This is a genomic window from Tunicatimonas pelagia (genome assembly GCF_030506325.1).
In the GTDB taxonomy this organism is placed as follows: domain Bacteria; phylum Bacteroidota; class Bacteroidia; order Cytophagales; family Cyclobacteriaceae; genus Tunicatimonas; species Tunicatimonas pelagia.
This window is the reverse complement of record NZ_CP120683.1, coordinates 3,844,395-3,864,107: the sequence shown is the minus strand read 5'-3', so window position 1 is coordinate 3,864,107 and position 19,713 is coordinate 3,844,395. Positions and strand designations below refer to the sequence as shown.

The 19,713-nt window shown below is 45.4% G+C and carries 15 protein-coding genes; 7 read left to right on the top strand and 8 right to left on the bottom strand.

The genetic code is table 11. From position 1 onward, the window contains the following. Nucleotides 1–50: 50 nt before the first annotated feature. Nucleotides 51–704, bottom strand: coding sequence for a DinB family protein (locus P0M28_RS16575; RefSeq protein ID WP_302203615.1), 654 nt, complete (start codon nt 702–704; stop codon nt 51–53). Nucleotides 705–823: 119 nt separating this feature from the next. Then, a complete protein-coding gene (locus P0M28_RS16570) occupies nt 824–1,966 on the bottom strand; it encodes a serine hydrolase domain-containing protein (protein WP_302203614.1) in 1,143 nt (380 codons plus the stop codon). 269 nt (nt 1,967–2,235) lie between these two features. Between P0M28_RS16570 and P0M28_RS16565 the strand changes: the two genes are divergently transcribed. The 3 genes from P0M28_RS16565 (at nt 2,236) to P0M28_RS16555 (ending at nt 6,231) form a co-directional block, all read left to right on the top strand. Beyond that, a complete protein-coding gene (locus P0M28_RS16565) occupies nt 2,236–3,840 on the top strand; it encodes a TlpA family protein disulfide reductase (RefSeq protein ID WP_302203612.1) in 1,605 nt (534 codons plus the stop codon). A 104-nt stretch (nt 3,841–3,944) separates the two neighbouring features. After that, nucleotides 3,945–5,570 carry a sensor histidine kinase gene (locus tag P0M28_RS16560; RefSeq protein WP_302203611.1) on the top strand — a complete coding sequence of 542 codons (1,626 nt, stop codon included), beginning with the start codon at nt 3,945–3,947 and terminating at the stop codon, nt 5,568–5,570. Next, on the top strand, nt 5,551–6,231 hold the full coding sequence (locus tag P0M28_RS16555; RefSeq protein WP_302203610.1) for a response regulator transcription factor: 681 nt from the start codon (nt 5,551–5,553) through the stop codon (nt 6,229–6,231). The genes P0M28_RS16560 and P0M28_RS16555 overlap by 20 nt, the downstream gene beginning before the upstream one ends. 17 nt (nt 6,232–6,248) lie before the next feature. On the opposite strand, the gene P0M28_RS16550 is transcribed toward P0M28_RS16555, so the two are convergent. The 3 genes from P0M28_RS16550 to P0M28_RS16540 all read right to left on the bottom strand — a co-directional run bounded on the left by P0M28_RS16550 (nt 6,249) and on the right by P0M28_RS16540 (nt 10,508). Next, nucleotides 6,249–7,844 (bottom strand): serine hydrolase domain-containing protein, encoded by a 1,596-nt coding sequence (locus tag P0M28_RS16550; protein ID WP_302203608.1) that lies wholly within the window; start codon nt 7,842–7,844, stop codon nt 6,249–6,251. A gap of 61 nt (nt 7,845–7,905) precedes the next feature. Further along, nucleotides 7,906–9,171 (bottom strand): lipoprotein N-acyltransferase Lnb domain-containing protein, encoded by a 1,266-nt coding sequence (locus tag P0M28_RS16545; protein WP_302203607.1) that lies wholly within the window; start codon nt 9,169–9,171, stop codon nt 7,906–7,908. Beyond that, nucleotides 9,168–10,508, bottom strand: coding sequence for an energy transducer TonB (locus tag P0M28_RS16540; protein WP_302203606.1), 1,341 nt, complete (start codon nt 10,506–10,508; stop codon nt 9,168–9,170). The genes P0M28_RS16545 and P0M28_RS16540 overlap by 4 nt, the downstream gene beginning before the upstream one ends. A gap of 325 nt (nt 10,509–10,833) precedes the next feature. On the opposite strand from P0M28_RS16540, the gene aspS reads away from it, so the two are divergent. From aspS to P0M28_RS16520, 4 genes are all read left to right on the top strand, one after another. Beyond that, complete coding sequence (gene aspS / locus P0M28_RS16535; RefSeq protein WP_302203605.1) at nt 10,834–12,594, top strand: aspartate--tRNA ligase; 1,761 nt, start codon at nt 10,834–10,836, stop codon at nt 12,592–12,594. Nucleotides 12,595–12,669: 75 nt separating this feature from the next. Next, nucleotides 12,670–13,821, top strand: coding sequence for an AAA family ATPase (locus P0M28_RS16530; RefSeq protein WP_302203603.1), 1,152 nt, complete (start codon nt 12,670–12,672; stop codon nt 13,819–13,821). Next, the gene (locus tag P0M28_RS16525; RefSeq protein ID WP_302203601.1) at nt 13,821–14,492 is read left to right on the top strand and encodes a DUF3226 domain-containing protein; all 672 of its coding nucleotides are present in this window, start codon (nt 13,821–13,823) and stop codon (nt 14,490–14,492) included. The genes P0M28_RS16530 and P0M28_RS16525 overlap by 1 nt, the downstream gene beginning before the upstream one ends. Continuing rightward, nucleotides 14,479–14,967, top strand: coding sequence for a DUF427 domain-containing protein (locus P0M28_RS16520; protein WP_302203599.1), 489 nt, complete (start codon nt 14,479–14,481; stop codon nt 14,965–14,967). The genes P0M28_RS16525 and P0M28_RS16520 overlap by 14 nt, the downstream gene beginning before the upstream one ends. An 18-nt stretch (nt 14,968–14,985) precedes the next feature. On the opposite strand, the gene P0M28_RS16515 is transcribed toward P0M28_RS16520, so the two are convergent. The 3 genes from P0M28_RS16515 to P0M28_RS16505 all read right to left on the bottom strand — a co-directional run bounded on the left by P0M28_RS16515 (nt 14,986) and on the right by P0M28_RS16505 (nt 19,457). Beyond that, nucleotides 14,986–17,958 carry an FAD-binding and (Fe-S)-binding domain-containing protein gene (locus tag P0M28_RS16515; RefSeq protein ID WP_302203597.1) on the bottom strand — a complete coding sequence of 991 codons (2,973 nt, stop codon included), beginning with the start codon at nt 17,956–17,958 and terminating at the stop codon, nt 14,986–14,988. A 141-nt stretch (nt 17,959–18,099) separates the two neighbouring features. Next, entirely contained in the window at nt 18,100–18,555 is a 456-nt protein-coding gene (locus P0M28_RS16510) for a DMT family transporter (protein WP_302203596.1), read from the bottom strand. A gap of 131 nt (nt 18,556–18,686) precedes the next feature. After that, a complete protein-coding gene (locus P0M28_RS16505; RefSeq protein ID WP_302203595.1) occupies nt 18,687–19,457 on the bottom strand; it encodes a hypothetical protein in 771 nt (256 codons plus the stop codon). Nucleotides 19,458–19,713 lie beyond the last annotated feature (256 nt).

Below are 19,713 nucleotides of genomic sequence, written 5' to 3'. Positions count from 1 at the left end.
AATTTCATACAACGTATAGGTTTTGGCAAACGTAGTGGGTCGTTTGGTATCTACAGTTTTGGGAAATTAGGATGCTTCTTAACTTTTCTAATCTGATTTAGGTGTCTAAAAGTATGAGCAAATATCTGCATGCACTTATGGTGAATATTCGGTCCGAAGTTGATGTAGTATAATCTTAGATTTCTATTCTCGTTTTTTACGAACTCTATTGATTCGTCTCTCATTGTAGTTAGCCAAATCAAGTTATTACTTCCTTGGTTGTTCCCAAGTGGTACTGTATAAGAAAATGGCTTAGTAAAATCAGTTGTTTTGTTCTGGCTAGGATCGTTACCTAGGAACAGGCTATCGGCTGGATACTCTTTTATTTGAGGGAGTTCACCCATTTGCAGCGCAACAGAGATTTGATTCATAAAGATAAGTTCATAGATGGCTAAGTGCTCAACAATCTGGTTGATACTCCAGCGATCTGGGTTCTCCTTAAAGTTCCATTGTTCCTCAGTTAGGTTTTGAGTTTCTTTGATTAGTTCTTCCTTAGATTGAATAAGGTTATTCAATAGATATTCTCGATCCTCCTCAGTCCAGACTGGTGTTCCTGCTTCTTGATCTTTATCGGCCGTTTTTTGTAGCTCCTCATTATTTTGCGTCTGGACAAGATTAGCAATAGAAATTACAAACAGCAGGGTTGAGTAAGGAATAGTTCTCATATCTACTTTAAGTTTATGACTACTAAGATCATGCGTGTAGATGCTTTCGTATTATCATGTTGTCAACAAACAAGCCATCAGGATAACAATAATAAAAATGAGCAGTAACTTTTTCATGGCTAATGTTGAGGGATGGTTTTCTCTAAGACTGAAGCGAACTCACCCATGATATTTAAATACCCCCAGGGGTGATGCTGGGTAAGAAATATAGCAACTAAATTACTTTCGTAATTAATCAGGAAGAAGGTGTTGTACGCCCCAGTCCAACTTATTGCCTTAGTTTTTCCGTGATAGGGTTGGTTATTCACACCTACTCCAAAACCATATCCTGCCAAGGGAAACGAACGATCTTCAATACCGGCAATTTGATCCGAAATCAGCAGTTCTACCGTCGGTGGCTGCAATACTTTTTTCCTTTCATAGCTTCCGTGCTGAAGTAACATGGTGCAGAAGGTAGCAAAATCATCTACGGTTGATACCAGTGCTCCGGCATCATTGGGCATACCCCCACCTCCTGAGTAAATTGTTGGCTTCGTTAGAAAGTGATCTGATGAACGACCCTCAACTGTCTGAAGCTGATTATCAGAATGAGTGTATATATTGGTAAGTCTACTAGCGTTCTCCTCACTTATGTAGAAGCCGGTAGATTCCATCCCCAGCGGAATAAAGATGGTTTCCTTTAGATAATCATGCAGTGACTTTTGGCTAATTCTTTCAACCAGAAAACCTAAAATATCATTTGAGTAACTGTATTCCCACTGGCTACCGGGCTGATACTTTAAAGGCGCTTGGGAAATGCGATTGAGAAACTCTTCAGAGGTGTTACTAAGATCAACTTCATAAGCGATATAGAGGCTATCTACTTCGTCCTTGACCTCCTCTTTGTTCTGTACGTAACCGAATCCGGCAGTATGGCGGAAAAGGTCCCTGATGGTAATATCCCGTTGAAGAGGAACCAGTACAGCCGAATCCGTACCCATATTCTCGAGTACTTGTAAGTTGCCTAGCTCCGGAAGATAGTCTTTCACCGGGTCATCGAGCATAAACTTCCCCTCTTCGTACAGCTTCAAAGCACCTACCGCCGTGACAATCTTCGCCATTGATGCTATGTTGAAAATAGCATCATTAGTCATTTCCTCGTTTTGTTCAACGTCCTTGAATCCGTAAGATCGGCGAAGTAAAACTTTTCCACTTTGTTGTACATAGGTAACGCAGCCATGAAGTTCTTCCTGATTAACGTACTTCTGCATAACGCTATCCATGGCGCTCTCCACTGATTGAGACCACCCTTGCAGCACTAAAAGACAACACGATAAAGTAAGTGCTATTCTGCCCATATCTGGTGTAGATATCAATTAATTCCAATTGGTTTTTTACTTCTATAAAAGTAGTGTCTTCTGAGGATAAAGTGGGTTGAAGAAATGTTAAAGCTGGTTAAAAGATGTTAAAAGAAAGTGAGAAGATAAGTTGCCCACCGCCTCTTTCCTTGCTACTTTAGGATAATTCCAGTGGTAGTTGTTACGCCGATGCTATGAAAAACGCGCTCATATGGTATGCCCTTATTATCCTGGTGGCTTGCCAGAACAAAGAAGCCCCTAATGAAATTGTAGTCGTGCTAGATGAAGTTGCGGGAAGCGGCCCTTTTTACCCTGGAAAAGGAGCTTTATCCGCTATATCTCCCGAAGATGAACTAGCTCCCTTACGCGAAAACGTGATAGGTCTGCCGAAAGAGCTGGATTCACTGGTTCAAATTGGGCAGTGGGAAGCTGACTTTGTTCAGTGGATTTACCAGGGCTACCATAACCAGCTTATCGATTCTACGCTGGCTTATCGGTGGTTAGAAGATTTAACGCCTAAAGAAATGGCGAAGTATACTCCGGAGATGGTTGACGGACAAATAGCCATTGCGTTTGGCCATAATCTATCTGGTCAGAAAATTGTGATTGTGGACACTAACAACGATGAAGACTTTGCTGATGAGGAAGTGTATATTTTTAGTGAGCAAGACTCCGCAACCCTGACAGCCACCCCTAACTCTGATCGAGATCAGATCGCGGTATTTCCAGTAGTTGTTGATGTATACGATGGCAACCAAGCAAGAGAGGTCAACCAAATACTACAGATTGATCCTCTCACGCACAATCGCTTTTGGGTGGGTACGCTGGGGTACCGTAGGGGGGAAGTAGCAGTAGATAATCGAGATTACTACGTATCGCTAAGTAACGGGTTTTATCGGCCAACCTACGAAACAGATGATATTTTAGTAGTGGTGGAAGATTCTTTGGTAGAACGTTATCATCATAAGTACTCGCCCGACTCGGTACTGGCCTTTCAGGAAATGGCTCAACTGGGAGGGGAACTGTACCAAATAACGGACGTAAGTCTATTTGGTGACACACTCACGCTAGAAAAGCATCCTAAAGGCGAGGCTTGGCAAGGTACCCAGCTCGGAGCTACTGCCTACGAAATTGATACCACTTCCCTTTCGGGAGAAAGGTACCAGTTATCCAACGGTAAGGTAACCCTACTCGATTTCTGGGGAACTTGGTGCGGTCCTTGCCGGAGCGAGTTCCCTTTTCTTAAGGATGCCCACACGTTCTTCGCCGGAGATCAGTTTGAGATTGTCGGAATTGCTAGCGATAGACGAAAGACCTTAGTGAAATTTGTAGATGAAAATCAACTGGATTGGACGCAGATTCACCAAGGAAGACGTAACCAAGAAATTATAGAACGCTACCGGATAGATAGTTACCCTTCTACTTTTTTAATAGATGAGCAGGGCAAGATCGTAGCGAAAGAACAAAAACTTCGGGGACATCAGCTTGCAAAAACCTTGCTTACTAAGCTGAATATTTCAGAAGACGAGTTTGCTGCTAAAGTGACTGCTGGTAGCGTAGCCATCCAAGTTGCAGGAGACGACCGACAAAGATGGATGATTAGTGGTGATTTTAGCGATAACCAACCCCTTCCTCTTTACCTGGTTGACAAATACTGGCAGCGGGGTTTAGATATATTGCCAGGAGACTATTCGTATACGTTGAAAGCTCTTGGTGGTAATTCAGAATCTTACGAGGGCAGTTTCTCAGTGGATGGGAATACTACCGAAATACTCCTGCCGAAGAATACGCAGTTGTGAGAACCTCTAGATTAGTCTCGTCTTAGAAACGCTGTCTTACTATCCGTCTTGTTAAAAAACGTTAAATCGGGACAATTTTCCGGTTCGTACGTTATAATTAAGAAATGAATCGACGGAAGATATACGTAATTGTAGTGTTGATGAGCGTGGCACTGACCGGACTGGTGAGCTTCCAGGGATACTGGATTAACGAAACTGTGCAAGCCAATCAGCAACGCTTCACTCAGAATGTACACGAAGCACTGAATACTGTAGTAAATCAGTTAGAGCAGCAGGAAGCTTACCAACTGGCTTATCAGACCTTTGGGCAGCAGGTACTACAGCTAGATACCAACGGGGCATATCCTGCCGGTTACCAGTCCGCGGGACGTCGCCCGGCGAGGAACCGCCCATCAGGAAACCGTTCCGTCTCCCGGTTCTCTTCGCAGTTTCAGGTCATTCAGCGAAGGCAAAGTCAGTCGTTTGTTTATTCGTACAACCAGACTAACGGGCGAATGGAAGCCGATGTATCGGTAGGGGTAGCCCCGACTGATTCGCCTGCCGTACTTACAGTGCGTCCGCCTGATCTTAGCCAGCACCCAGTACTGGTATATCAGGAGCAGATGCGGAAGCTAGAGCAGCGAACCAACATGTTTGAAGAAGCCATTCAGCAACTGATTTCTGGCAGCCGCCCCGTACATAGCCGAGTTTCTAATCAACAATTAGACACGCTACTACGAATTGCTCTAGGTGACCGAGGTATTCATACACCCTACCAGTACGCCGTGGTAGATGCTGAAGCCGATAGTGTGCTGATGGCAAGCACTCCTATGTTTGCCGAGTTTCTTCCGGGTGATGCCCAAATAGCCCTTTTTCCTAATGACTTTGTGCCCTCACGAGCCTTTCTAAACATTGAGTTCCCTCAGCAAAGTTGGTACTTACTCAAGCAAATTTGGCTGACGCTACTCTCTTCGCTACTATTCTCTGGTATTGTTGTCTACTGTTTTTACTACGCCATCAGTACTATCTTCCGCCAGAAGAAGCTGTCCGATATGAAGAATGACTTCATAAATAACATGACCCATGAGTTGAAGACTCCGATCTCTACCGTTTCGCTAGCAGTAGAAGCCCTCCAGGATGAGCAGATGGTGCAAAACCCTAATATCTTGCAGCGCTATCTAGGGATTATTAAGGAAGAAAACACCCGACTAGGTTCGCAGGTAGAGCGGGTACTACAAATTGCGTCGCTGGATAAGAAAGATTACACGCTGAAAAGAGAAGATATAGACGTGCATGAGCTTATCCGTAAAGTAGAGAAAAACGCTACTCCGTCTATCAAAAAACGAGAAGGCTCGCTTTGTACTGATTTGCAAGCTGATCGACCTACGGTTTCTGCCGATCCGCACCATTTGTCCAACGTACTGACCAATCTCATTGACAATGCCAACAAGTACTCTCCCGAGGCTCCGCAGGTAACGCTTCGCACCAAAAGCACTCGCAACGGACTAGTAATTGAAGTACAGGATCAGGGAATGGGTATGAACCGGGAAGTACAAAACCGGGTATTTGATAAATTTTACCGAGCCCCCACTGGTAATCGTCACGATGTAAAAGGATTTGGGCTGGGCTTATCTTACGTACAGTCTATTGTGGAGGCTCACGGCGGGCAGGTTTCCCTACAATCTAAATTAGGTGAAGGCAGCACCTTCAACGTTTATTTACCCTACGAATATGAAGGTATTACTGGCTGAAGACGATCAGAACTTAGGCATGATTTTAAATGATTACCTCACGGCAAAAGGGTACGAAACCATTCTCTGCCGCGATGGCGAAGAAGCATTAGCCACTTTCAAGAAAGAAGATAGCTTATCTATCTGCATACTAGATGTAATGATGCCCAAAATGGATGGGTTTGAGTTGGCCGAAGAAATTCGCCAATTGGATAGTAAGATTCCGATGATTTTCCTGACGGCTAAATCCATGAAAGAAGATACTATTGCCGGACTGAAACTGGGAGCAGATGACTATATTACCAAACCCTTCAGCATGGAAGAGCTACTACTGCGAATACAGGCAATACTGAGACGCACCCAACCGGAAGATGCAGAGCAAAGCCAGTATGCCTTCGGGAAATTCGCTTATGATTACCAAAAGCGAATTCTACAGCATGACGAACATGAAGTCAAACTTACCTCTAAAGAATCGGAGCTACTGAAGCTATTTGCCCAAAATGTCAATCAGACCGTAGATCGTACTAAAGCCCTGAAAGTAGTGTGGGGCGACGATAGTTATTTCAACGCTCGCAGTATGGATGTGTATATTGCCAAACTACGCAAGTACCTCAAGCCCGACGAAGATGTACAAATCCTAACCGTACACGGCCAAGGGTTCAAGCTAGTTGATCTTTCTTAGTACCATCCAGCTCAGAATTAGTTCTCACTATTTCTTTCAAAATCTAGCCATAATGCCTGTAAGCGGGCATCAGATTCGGGACTTAGCGTGAAAAACACCTGAATGTCGCCCTTTTCTCCCTGTATCTTAAAACTTCCCCGTAACTGATTCTGTGGCGTGAGTTCGGTCACGGATTGAATGGTTCCCGCACTGTCTAGCAAGTTCACCGCCTCCGCTTTTCTTTTTTCTTTGGATCGATCCAAGTAGAAATTTTCAGCTATTAATCCTTCTTCCGTCTGCTCATCCCAGTCTTGAATCAAATTCACCACGTCTTCTTTCCGCTCGACTAGGGTTTCGGAAACCGGAAGCACGCGGGGCTGAAGATCAAACTCATTAAATACCAGTTTTAAGATTTCCTCCCACGGCCAGGGTGCAGTGTAGGTTCGGTTACCAAAGGCCATAAAGCCAATACCCAGCTCGGGATAGAATTTATAATTGCTGCCAAAGCCCGGAAGGGCTCCGCCATGCGACACTTGCACGGTACCCTTACAATTTTCCAAGATACCGAGTCCGTAACCGTAGCCTACCATCGCCGGACAAGTTTCGCCGTTCCAGTCGATGGCTTCGGCTATCAATCGCGCGTATTGGGGGGTATGCATTTCTCGTAACGTACTTCGCTTCACCGGACCATCATCTTCCTCGCTGCGAGGAGGCCAGGCTGATAAATGAAAACTGACGTACTTGCGAAAGTCTTCAATGGTCGTGAGTAAGCCGCCCATAGCTCCGTAAATACCGTGGTGCAACATCGGCTCTAGTTTGTGTTCATTATCCGCCCAACGGTAGCCAATCACCAGCTTATCGTCGGGTACCCGATCAACTTCCCAGTAGGTATCATTCATGCCCAGCGGCTGGAAAATATTGTCGCGGATGTACTCGCCAAAGGGTTGCCCAGATACCCGCTGCACGATCAGGCCCAGCATGGCGTATCCGGTATTGCTGTACTCGTATTCGTAAGCGGGTACATTGCTGAAAGCGGGAGTTTGCTGCAATAAATTCAGCAGCATTTGTTCGGGTTCATCTAGTTGGCGATCACCCCAAGGATTATCCTCGGGAAAGCCGGCAGTCATAGTCAGCAGGTTTTCAATAGCCATTACCGGAGCGTCGGAGGTGAGGTACTCCAGATTTTTTGCTTCGGGGATATGTTCGGTAACCGGATCGTGTAGTGATAATTTCCCTTCATCCCGCAATTTTAGTATCGCCATCGCTGTAAAGCTTTTAGTCATAGAGGCAATCCGAAATACAGAGGAGGTTGTAGCCGGAATATTTTCTTCCCGGTTAGCCAGTCCGTAGGCATCGGCTACCACTAGTTCATCATCCACCACAATGCCCCAGGCAACGCCTGAAATATGTCGGTCGTCGGCGTGTTGCTGCATAAGTTCCTTTAACCTCGGGGCAATAGACTGCAACTGTTCCTTACGCTTATCATCCTGAAAGGCAGGCGGAATGTACGAGCTACTGACCGCCGACACCGAATCCACCAGAGTGGTCTCAACGGAGGGTGACTCCGATGACTGGCAGGCCACCGTCAATAAAATACAAATCAGCAGAAATAGAGATCGGATACGGGCACGCATGGTTGAATAGGTAAGGAGCTAAACATTGTTAACACTAATTACGATACTAAGCGGGAAATTCCTACTCTCCCTGATGATACTTATAAAAGTAGCGAAACGCAATTAAAGCAATTAGTGGAATTACTGCCGGATGGTATTCTTGTGGAATTACCTCTGATCCCGCAATCAGCCCTAGATAAAAGAAACCACTAATCAGAAAATAAAGCTTTACGCCAATACCTAACTGTTTACGAGTAAAAAGTATAGCCGTAAGCAAATGCAGCGGATGTGCCCATAGCAGGTTCCAATTCTCTTTAGTAGTCTGATGGTCGGTAGCTAACCATAGAACCAATAAAAGAGAGCCTAGTAATCCAATTGCACCGAACAGTAAAATATCCGGCCAATGAACGGTTTTTTGATTACGAGTCAGAATTGTCCAACCAAGAAATAGGGCAAATAAGCCGATGAAAGTCCAGCGGGGTGTCGCCCAGCGAGGTGTCGCCCAGCGAGGTGTCGCCCAGCGAGGTGTCGCCCAGCGAGGAACGTCCGTTTGGGGCTTTGTTGTTGGAAGAGAAGTATCCGCAGTTTGCCTCCCAGTCATAATGATCGCATTCTGCTTCACCAAAGGAATTTGCTGCCCGTTCCGGGTCAATGTGCTACCGTCAAAGCTTTTTGCCAGATAATCAGGTAGAAACATGTAATGGTAGGGCGAAACGGGTTGGTCAATTTGTGACCCTAATGCCAAATCTATACCGAAGTCGCCCCAGGGCTGAGGAGCCATGTACTCGTCAACTAGCTGCCGGAAAGTTTTACGATTTTCGGCTGCAATAAAATTGGTGTCTAGCTGGAAGGATTCGTCCAACACTACCTCAAAAGCATCCCGAATGCGGGTAGCGCAGTTATCGTAGAAAAAATCATACAGATAAAAGCGGTTTTTAGGTAGCAAATTCTCGTTCAAAAAGTCAAACAGTGCTTGCTTCTGCTCCAGCGTTAGATCAAAAACTTGCTCCCGTACGTCCATCTGCCGTTGTTGCTGTTCCAACTCTACGTAGCGAAAGTTGTAAGCACTCAGCCTATAATTGAGCTTACCCCGCATAAATTTGAGGTAAAAACCTGGCTCGTTAAAATCAAATGTACCATAATTGTACACCATGTCCAGCGGAATGCCGCCCATCGAATTTGCAGGGTCTTTTACTCGGATGGCATTATGCCCAAAAGCGGTGTAGAGCTGTTTGCTAGGTGAATAGGTAAGAAGGCTGATCTCTGCCTGATGAGATAGGGTTTGAGCCGACAGTGGGTAACTTATTAGTTGAAAAAGTAATATCCAAACGTTCAGTTTATGGATCATTCGCCTAATTTAAAACTGATGGGGACAATCGCTTTTGCCCGCACAGGTTGACCATCGGTAAGTGCTGGTTTCCAATTGGGCATTCTTTTTAGCACCCGCTGGGCTTCTCGGTCACAGCCCGAACCAATGCCTTTCAGGATAGTGCGCGACAACACTTCACCGTTTTTATCAATAATCAGTTGTACGTATACTTTTCCCTGTACGTTGTTTTCCACTGCTGATTCTGGGTAACGTAGGTGCTTGCCCAAGTACTGATAAAACGCAGTGTAGCCATCGGCTGGTTGCGGAGGGGTATCTACTACTTCGTATACTCCGTCGGCATTGGGGTAGTACTTCAGCTTTTCCCGCAGATTACTACTAATTTCATCAAGTCGGGTCAATCGGACTACATCCTCCGCCGTTAGCACTCCTTCCAGCAAGCTAATATCCGCAGCAACTTCTTCTCCCTCAGCCGAGGCTTGTTCTACCTGAGCCTGATAGGCCAACTGTAGGTCGCGGGAACTAGTGTAGTGTCTTTGCATGATCTCGGCCTTAAGCCGATTAATCTTGAGCAGGGTGCGTCTAATTTCTTCGTATGATTGCGCCCGATTGTTGGTGGTTACTACAAAGTTTTCTAATGGGTCACCATTCCCTTCTTGCCGTAATTGAAAAGTGATTGGCAGAATAACCCGCGAGCGCACCGCATTGCCATCAATCTTTCCGGGTTTCCAGGCGGGTGACTTATGAACGACCCGTAGAGCTTCCCGATCGCAGCCTTCGCCTAGCCCCCTTAATACTTTGGCATCGGCTACACTACCAAATTCGTTGACAACAAACTGTACGTAAACTTTACCTTCAATTTGCTTCTGTCGGGCACGGGTGGGGTAGCGTAAACTTTGCGTAATATAACGATAAAAGTCTTCCATCCCCTTTTTGGGCTGTGGCAGTTCATCTACCGTATCGTACACTCCGCCTTGATCGGGCACTCGTTTCAGCTGTGTTGCCAATTGTTGTTGTAAGTCATCCAGGCTATCCAGCGTAGTCAATTCTTGGTCAGTAGCTACCCCACGCAGTAGTTTTACCTCCAGCGCTAAAGTATCATTTGCACTTGCTGATGCGTTTCTAGACGATATTTGTTTTTTATAAGCCAGTTGCAAATCGCGGGTGCTGGAGTAATACTTCCGAACGATCTGGTTTTTCTGAGTTGAAATTTCCTTAAGCACCGCCTTAATTTGCTGGTATGATCGTAATTGCGTTTGAGCGTAGCCATCGGTTGACCCTCCGAGCAGCATATATGCCCAAGCGAATAGAAAAACGGTTTGCTTCGGAATCCGAAACATGGTGGTAGTAGGTAGCATAGTGGTCTAGTTAGTTGTAGTAATCTAGCAAGACAACCAATGAATGCGACAGGTGATAATAGACGGTGATTTCAGCCCGGCGAATTGAATACTGGTTAAGCATAACTCTGGAGCTGAAGCAGACTGGCTTTTATGAGGGAAAGATAAGCCATATTAAAATTCAAAAAAAGCCGTGACGACCAAAAAAAATTAGCATAACTTTGAATTTCAGTTTTCGCTTAGACTGCCTACGTTGAGCGAAACTACCATAAACGAATACCAATAGTGAATTGACGAGTGACAAAACAAGTGAATGATGACTCTTCACTGCTTAAACTAAGAAACTATGCTACGAACGCACACCTGCGGAGAATTACGACTAGAAAACGCTAATGAAGAAGTTACCCTCACCGGATGGGTGCAGCGCAAACGCGACAAAGGTGGGGTGCTCTGGATTGACCTACGCGACCGCTACGGCCTGACCCAACTAATTTTTAAAGACGGAGAAACTGCCGACGAACTAATTAAGCAAGCGCAGGATGTAGGCCGAGAATATGTGCTAAAAGCCAGCGGAAAAGTAATTGAACGCTACTCTAAAAACCCTGACTTGCCTACCGGAGATATTGAAATTGAAGTTACCGACTTAAAGGTACTGAATCCTTCTAAAGTGCCTCCGTTCACCATTGAAGATAATACCGATGGGGGCGAAGACCTGCGGATGAAGTACCGCTACCTGGATTTGCGCCGTAACGAAGTGCGCCAGAAGCTTCAGCTTCGTCATCGCATGATGCAGCAAACTCGTCGCTATTTGGACGCTCAAGAGTTTATTGAGGTAGAAACTCCCGTGCTGATCAAATCCACTCCCGAAGGGGCTCGCGATTTTGTAGTGCCTTCCCGGATGCACCCCGGCGAGTTTTATGCCCTTCCCCAATCGCCGCAAACGTTCAAGCAACTACTGATGGTTTCTGGCTTCGACCGCTACTTCCAGATTGTGAAGTGTTTCCGCGACGAAGACCTACGAGCCGACCGCCAACCTGAGTTTACTCAGATTGACTGTGAGATGTCATTCGTTACTCAGGAAGATATTCTGAGTACGTTTGAAGGCTTGACCAAGCATCTATTCAAGGAAGTAAAAGGTCTGGAGATCACGGATGCATTTCCCCGAATGAGCTACGCCGATGTCATGAAATACTATGGTAATGACAAACCCGACACCCGCTTCGAAATGCGCTTTGTGGAGCTAAATGAAGTGGCTCAAGGCAAAGGGTTTAATGTATTTGACAGTGCCGAACTAGTCGTCGGAATTGTTGCGTCCGGCTGTGCTGAATACTCTCGCAAACAGCTAGATGCTTTAACCAATTTTGTAAAACGCCCGCAAGTTGGTGCCAAAGGCTTGGTCTACGTAAAGTGTAACGCCAATGGTACGTTTAAATCGTCGGTAGACAAATTTTATAGTCAGGATGACCTAAAACAGTGGATGCAAACTATGCAGGCGAAAGAAGGAGATTTACTACTGGTTCTTTCCGGCGACAAAAACCCTACCCGAAAAGCATTATCCGAACTACGGCTGCACCTGGGTTCCGAACTAAATCTTCGTGATAAGTCCGTGTACAAACCACTGTGGGTGGTAGATTTTCCGTTGCTAGAATGGGATGAGGAATCGCAGCGTTACTACGCCATGCACCATCCGTTCACATCCCCTAAACCAGAAGATGTTGAGAAACTAGATACTGCCCCAGGCGAAGTACGGGCCAATGCTTACGATTTGGTAATTAATGGAGTAGAAATTGGCGGTGGCTCTATCCGAATCTACAACCGGGATCTGCAAAAGAAAATGTTCCAAGTGCTAGGCTTTACCGATGAAGAAGCCCAGAAGCAATTCGGCTTTCTGATGGATGCCTTTGAGTACGGTGCTCCTCCCCACGGCGGTATTGCCTTCGGTTTCGACCGCATGTGTGCCCTCTTCGACGGAGCCGACTCTATCCGCGACTACATTGCATTCCCCAAAAACAACGCCGGTCGCGATGTGATGATTGACACTCCGTCAAATATTGCCGATGAGCAGTTGGATGAACTGGGGATTGAAGTGAAGGAGAGGGATAAATAGCAGCGTACAGCGGCAGATTAAACGACTTAGCGTTCTAAAACGTTTACAAAGCAGAATAAGCCACTAATTTTAGTTATGCTAAACTCATTGGGCATTAAAAACTACCGTAATCTTAAAAGTCTGGAGATTGAGAAACTCGCTCGAGTAAATTTGATCGCTGGTAAAAACAATACTGGAAAAACTTCTTTGTTAGAAGCGGTTTGGCTGTATTCTTCGAAAGGAGGTGTAGAGGAAATATACCAAATCATAAAAGACCGGGGAGAAATTCAGGATAATAGTGGTAAGTCCAACGATGAGTATGAAGTTAATCTCGAACATCTTACTTCATTGTTTCACAACAGAATCCTTGATTTACCAGCTAGTATTCAAATTGGCGAATTTTCTCAGGACAAAAATCATAGCAATAAGGTAAATATAGAAATAGTAGAATTTTGGGAAGAAACCGGCGGCGAGAAAAATAGGGTATATAACAATGAATCTCTGCCAAAGTATCTACATATCGTTGAAAATGAGGAGGAGCGTATTAAACATCAGAATAAACTCAAACCAGCCTTAAAAATAGTATGGAAAGATCTACCATATCTTTTGTATCCTTTATCAAAACCAATAGCAAATTACAGAGCCAAGCTAAATAAGCTATTTGTAGATAAGTTTGATTCTCAATTTGTGAGGTCAACTAGTGATTTTGAGAGTGAAAATGCTAAGCTTTGGGATAATATAGCATTGACTGATAGAGAGGATCACGTAATCAAAGCTCTCAAAATAATTGAGCCAAATGTGGAGAAACTTGGCTTTGTAGGTGATAATGATAGGACTAGAAAAGCTGTAGTAAAGCTCAAAAATAGAAAAGAGGTATTACCTCTAAAAAGTATGGGAGACGGTATGAACCGAATTCTCTCAATTGTCTTAGCTCAGATAAATGCAATTGGGCGTTACCTGCTCATCGATGAATTTGAAAATGGCTTACATTACACCGTCCAGGAAGATTTGTGGCGGATGATTTTCAAACTGGCAAAAGAGCTTAACGTACAGGTGTTTGCTACTACGCACAGTAATGATTGTATCCGAGCGTTTGAAAATGTGCTGAACGATGGCAATCAGTCAGAAGGACAGTATTTTCGGCTAGAAAAATTCAGCGATCCAGCACTCGGCGAAGTCATCAAGCCAATTTTTTATAGCCCTGAAGAACTGGAAGTTGCTACTGACCAAAATATTGAGACTCGCTGATGGCAGTTCATCGTAAGCTACTAATCGTTGAAGGAAAAGATGATTATCACGTCATGCTGGCTTTGCGTCAAAAGTTCGGTATGGAAGACATTTACGAAATTTCGCCGAGGGGAAATAAAGAAGAGAGTGAGAATGTTGATACGCTACTAACATCTATTCTGGTAGAAGCAAAAAAATCAGGGCAAGAGTCATTAGGAGTTGTAATAGATAGAGATACCGCTGATCCTAACAAGAACAAAGATCGCTGGCAGCAAATTAAAAATAGACTATCACCTTTAGGCTACGCTATGCCCGAATTTGCTCCTGCGGATGGAGCCATTCTCCCTTCCCCTGAACTGGGGCTTTCTAAGATTGGTATATGGCTCATGCCTGACAATCAAACCCCTGGTATGCTCGAGGATTTTATGCGGCTTCTAGTGCCTGAGAATGACGAATGCCTTGTTTTTGCCGAAAAAACTTTACAAGCATTAGAGGAGAAAGAAATTCAGCGTTACAAGGAAGTGCATCGATCTAAAGCGCTTATTCATACCTGGATTGCTTGGCAAGATAAACCTGGCATTCCTCTCGGTCAGTCTACTACTCGCTATTTAGATATTGATACTAAACTCTGTCAGCAGTTTGCAAGTTGGCTAAACGAGCTATTCAACGAAACTCAAGATGAAACGAATTAAACCAAAACCCGGACAGGAATCTGTGTGGGATTATCCGCGTCCGCCTCGGGTGGAAGATGTAAGTAAGCATGTGCGGGTGGTTTTTAACGGAACCGTGATTGCCGACACCAATCGGGCTAAGCGAGTACTGGAAACCAGTCACCCTCCGGTATACTACATTCCACCGGAAGATATTACGATGGAATTTTTGCATCAGCTTCCTCAGACGACCTACTGCGAGTTCAAGGGAAGAGCGGCTTACTACACCGTGCGAGTAGATGAAAAAGAAGCTCCGGCCGCAGCCTGGTTTTACCCCAACCCCGTGAAAGGCTACGAAGGGTTAAAAGATCACGTAGCGTTTTACCCCAGCAGAATGGAAGCTTGTTACGTAGGCGATGAGCAAGTGCAATCCCAAGAAGGGGACTTCTACGGTGGCTGGATTACCTCCGAAATCGTCGGCCCATTCAAGGGCGGAGCAGGAACCTGGGGTTGGTAAAGACTGAGGGCGCATTTCCTACTTCAATGCATCGTACAAAACCTCCGCCGGATGGAGCGCAACCCGACCGGTACCGTCTTTAATCTGATGGCGGCAACTGGTTCCGGGAGCCGCAATAATTACCTCTTCTGGTTGCTCGCGCACAATAGGAAATAGCACTAGTTCTCCAATCTGCATAGATACTTCGTACTTATCTTTCTCGTAACCAAACGAACCCGCCATACCACAGCATCCCGAAGGGATCATGTGCATTTGGTAGTTCTCAGGTAGCGTCAGCATTTTCTTGGTAGGCACCATTGATGACAACGCCTTTTGGTGGCAGTGACCATGTAGCTTAATCAACCGCGGTTCGGTGGTAAAGTCATCTTTGGTGATATTTCCTCGGTCAATTTCCCGGGCAATAAACTCGTCGAAGGTATAGGTATGCGCTGCAATACGCTGGGCAGTTTGTTGTTCCTCGCCCCGAGTTAGGTCTACGTATTCATCACGCAAGGTTAAAATAGCCGACGGTTCTACTCCAACAATGGGAGTTTCTTCACTTACTACATCTTTTAGTAAAGCAATATTTTTTCGGGCAATGCCCTGTGCCTGCCGAATTAACCCTTTAGAAAGGAACGTCCGTCCGCTTTCCTCATGCTTCGGAATTTCTACTTCGTAACCCAACTTCTCTAGCAACTGAATTGCTTTGATGCCAATTTCAGTGTCGTTGTAGTTGGTGAACTCATCGCAAAAGAAGTACACTTTACCTTTGGTAGCTTCGGAAACAACGGTGGGTATTTCGGGTGAACTCACCGATAAGCCACTGCTGCTTACCATAGGTTGCTGGGCATCGTACCATTTGCGTAAGGTCGTTTTATGAAGTAACGGTAGCGAGCGTCTTTGGGCAAAGCCATTTACCTGTTTAATTACCCCGCCGATAAGCGGATTCGTGACGGCCCAGTTGTAGAGACGAGGCGTATAAGCAGCTAGCGCCGTAAGTTTAGTGAAATTCGCAATGATTCGCGTTTGTAGCGGAATTCCTTTTTCGTCGTAATAATGCTGCAAGAACTCTGCTTTCATTTTGCCTACATCTACGTTAGAAGGACATTCGGCTTTACAGCCCTTGCACGACAGACACAAATCCATCACTTCCTTGATTTCATCGTGAGCAAAACGATTCGATTGGTTGGAATTGGTTAGAAAATGACGAAGAATATTGGCGCGGGCGCGGGTAGTATCTTTCTCCCGACGGGTAGCCATGTAGCTGGGGCACATCGTTCCCCCGCTTAAGTGGGTTTTGCGACAATCGCCGGAGCCGTTACACTGTTCCGTAGCCCGCAAAACACCTTGGTTCTGACTAAAGTCCAGTACGGTTTCAATCTCGGGAGTAGGGTGATCGGGCATGTACCGAAGTTGGCGGTTCATGGGCGGAGCATCCACAATTTTACCAGGATTGAAAATAGTATTGGGATCCCAGGTGTGTTTAATCTCCCGGATTAGTTCGTAGTTCTTATCGCCAATCATCTGCTGGATGAATTCGGCTCGCAGTCGCCCGTCGCCGTGCTCACCGCTTAGCGAGCCCCGGTATTTTTTTACCAAATTGGCAATGTCCTGAGCAATGGTTCGGAACATTGCATTTCCTTCTTCCAACTTTAAATTCAGAATTGGGCGTAAATGTAGTTCCCCATCGCCCGCGTGGGCATAGTGAACGCAGGATAGTCCGTATTTTTCCAGTGTTTCATTAAACTCCGCAATATAGTCGGGTAAGTCTTCTACGGCTACAGCAGTATCTTCAATTACTGGTTGCGCCTTAAAATCACCGACTACATTTCCTAACAAACCTAAACCAGCTTTACGTACATTCCAGGCAGTCTTGGTATCTTCGTCGTAGAGCACCGGAAAGTGATAACCGTAGCCCTCCGCTTTCATTTCAGCGTACATGGCCTCAATAGCAGCATCAACTTCTTCGCGGGTGTCGCGGGCAAACTCAATCATCAGCACCGCTTTGGGTTCACCCTCAATGAAGTAGGCATTTTTGCGATACTCTTGGTGAGCGCGGGTGCGCTCAATAATATGGTGATCCATCAGCTCCGAAGCTCCGGCACCGTGCTTCATCGCGATAATATTAGCCCGTAAACTTGCGTCAATAGAATGAAAGTGCGGACAGGCCAACCCTATTTCTTTGGGAGGCAGTGGCAAGCAGTTTAGCTTGATCTCAGTGATAAATGCCAGTGAACCTTCGGAACCACTGAGCAACTTACAGAGATTGAATACATCGGTTCCACCAAATACTTCACTATCTAGCAGCACATCAACGGCGTAGCCCGTATTCCGGCGGCGTTTAATCTCGGGGCGAGGAAATTGCTGGCGAATCTCTTGCTGTACTTCCGCTTTGGAAAGCTGATCGCGTAGCTGACGGTAAATACTGGCTTCCAGTTCGCTAACTGCCGTTTCACCCGTGCATTTTTTCTCAAATTCTTCGGGAGTGAGGGGCTTAAACTCGGTGAAGCTACCATCGCTCAGAATGGCACGAACTTCTAACACGTGCTCTCGGGTAGTTCCGTAGATGGGTGAATGCAAACCACAAGAATTATTACCCATCATGCCTCCAATCATGGCGCGGTTGGCGGTGGAGGTCTCAGGACCGAAGAACAATTCGTATTTTTCTAGATATTTATTTAGATCATCGCGGATAACCCCAGGTTGCACCCGCACCCAGTGTTCGTGCAGGTCTACTTCCAGTATATCGGTAAACTTCTGAGAAATGTCCACAACAATACCATTGCCAACCACCTGCCCGGCCAGGGAAGTACCGGCTGCCCGCGGAATTAATGAAGTACGGTAGCGATTCGCAAACCGGACAAGCGTAGCAATATCGGCTTCGGTTTCTGGAACTGCTACGGCCAGAGGCATTTCTTGGTAAGCCGACGCATCCGTAGCGTACAGCGTACGCATAGCATGGTCGGTAAATAACTCTCCTTGAAGTTGCTCAGCCAGTTTTTCCAGATTCATAATGGTACAGATACAGTTCCGTAAATGTACTACAATCTAATGAATGGATAAGTTTAAACGGAGACCGGAGACCGAAATCTGGAGACCGGAAAAATTATGCGATGACTCTTTCTTCATCTCTATCCGGTTTCCGGATTCCGTTCAACGTTTTCCCCATTGAATGAGAAACGTACCAGCCATTAGGAAGAGCACTCCTACAATCTTTTTGATATTAATAGGTTGTGCCTGAAAGCCTAACCAACCGTAATGATCCACCACGGCAGAAAAAGTAAGCTGACTGGCAATGATAAGGCCAAACAGTTGCGTGGGACCAATTTTAGGCGCTATTACAATGACTGAGGTAATAAAGAAGGCTCCCATTAATCCACCCAGCCACATCCACCAGTGAGTCTGAGCGATGTTATGCACGGTTAACACCGAGAAGTCGGATCGCATTACAATATTAATAATGAGGAGACAGAGCGTACCGATCACGAAAGAAATTAACCCAGCAATGAAGGGGTTCGCCAGCATTTGGCTTAGTTGGGTGTTAGCACCGGCTTGCACTACAACTCCCATTCCAATTAGTAGTGGAACCAACAACAGTAAATATGGCATGAATTGGTGATATGAAGCAAAAAAAGTAAATATAGCAGAATCACCAGAAAAACCTTAATCCAGCAAGACTTCCGAGTAGCGACTTACGGGGTTAGACTCTATATTATCGGAACGCCTTACCGGGTAACGCCTTACCGGGCAGCTACTGCTTCCACAATTGCCTGGAAAGCGTACATACGGTCGGCGGGGTACCAGCGAATGGCGTGGCGCAGATACTGGCGAGCCGGAGTGAATTGATAACGATTGTAGCAATCTACTGCCGCATTGAAATATGATAAACCCAATAACTCTTCCATGCCAACCTTAGCTTGGATGGGTTGAGGGTAAATAGTGGAATCAGCCTCTTCGGTTTGATATTGAGCCAAGCGTTTGGCCACAGCAGCTTCACCCACAACGAACCCGCCCAGTGGATCGGTGCTCTCAATGATAGCAATACCGTTGTTAAGTGGAATCTCCAAATACATATGATAGGTCATTTCCCGCACTGAGAATTGGATGTGAAGCGCATCTAGCAACAGGGCATACAGCGCGGTACCCGAAACACAGTCGTATTTACCTGAGCCTAGCAAATCACCTAAGGTGGCGTAGTTCTCGTATTTTTTTAAATGCTTGCGATGAATATAGTAGAAAAAGTACTTGAGAAACTGCTCAGTAGATTTCGACTTCTTCAGTTTTCGGTTCAGATGTTGCGTAGTACGCTGAAGAGTAAGATACTGCTGTTGGACATTGGCCGAATTAGTAGCAGTTTGGATAGTTACGAACTGAGTAAACAACTCCGACGATACTTTTGCCTTAGGTGTAGGTACAGCAGGCAGATTTGAATACGTTGGTACCGCCAGGGGTTGGGCAGAAACTGAAACTGTAAAAAATAAAGTGATTCCCCAAATGTATAATCGCACCATAGCAAACCCTCCTTTTGAGTATTAATAAAAGTTAACATAAAGTTAACAATTAATTAACATATAAAATCTTTCTTTTATCAGAAATTTTACATGTTAAGAAGTGGTTCGTTTTCAACTGAGATTCTCCTGTTTCTACAGAGGAGAACTAAATCAAGTACTACAACTAGATTATGAGAGGGTTATCGCCGGGCTAAAATCAGCGTTTTTTGTAAAAAAGGTACATTAACAAAAGACGTATACTATTCAGTTCTTGCTC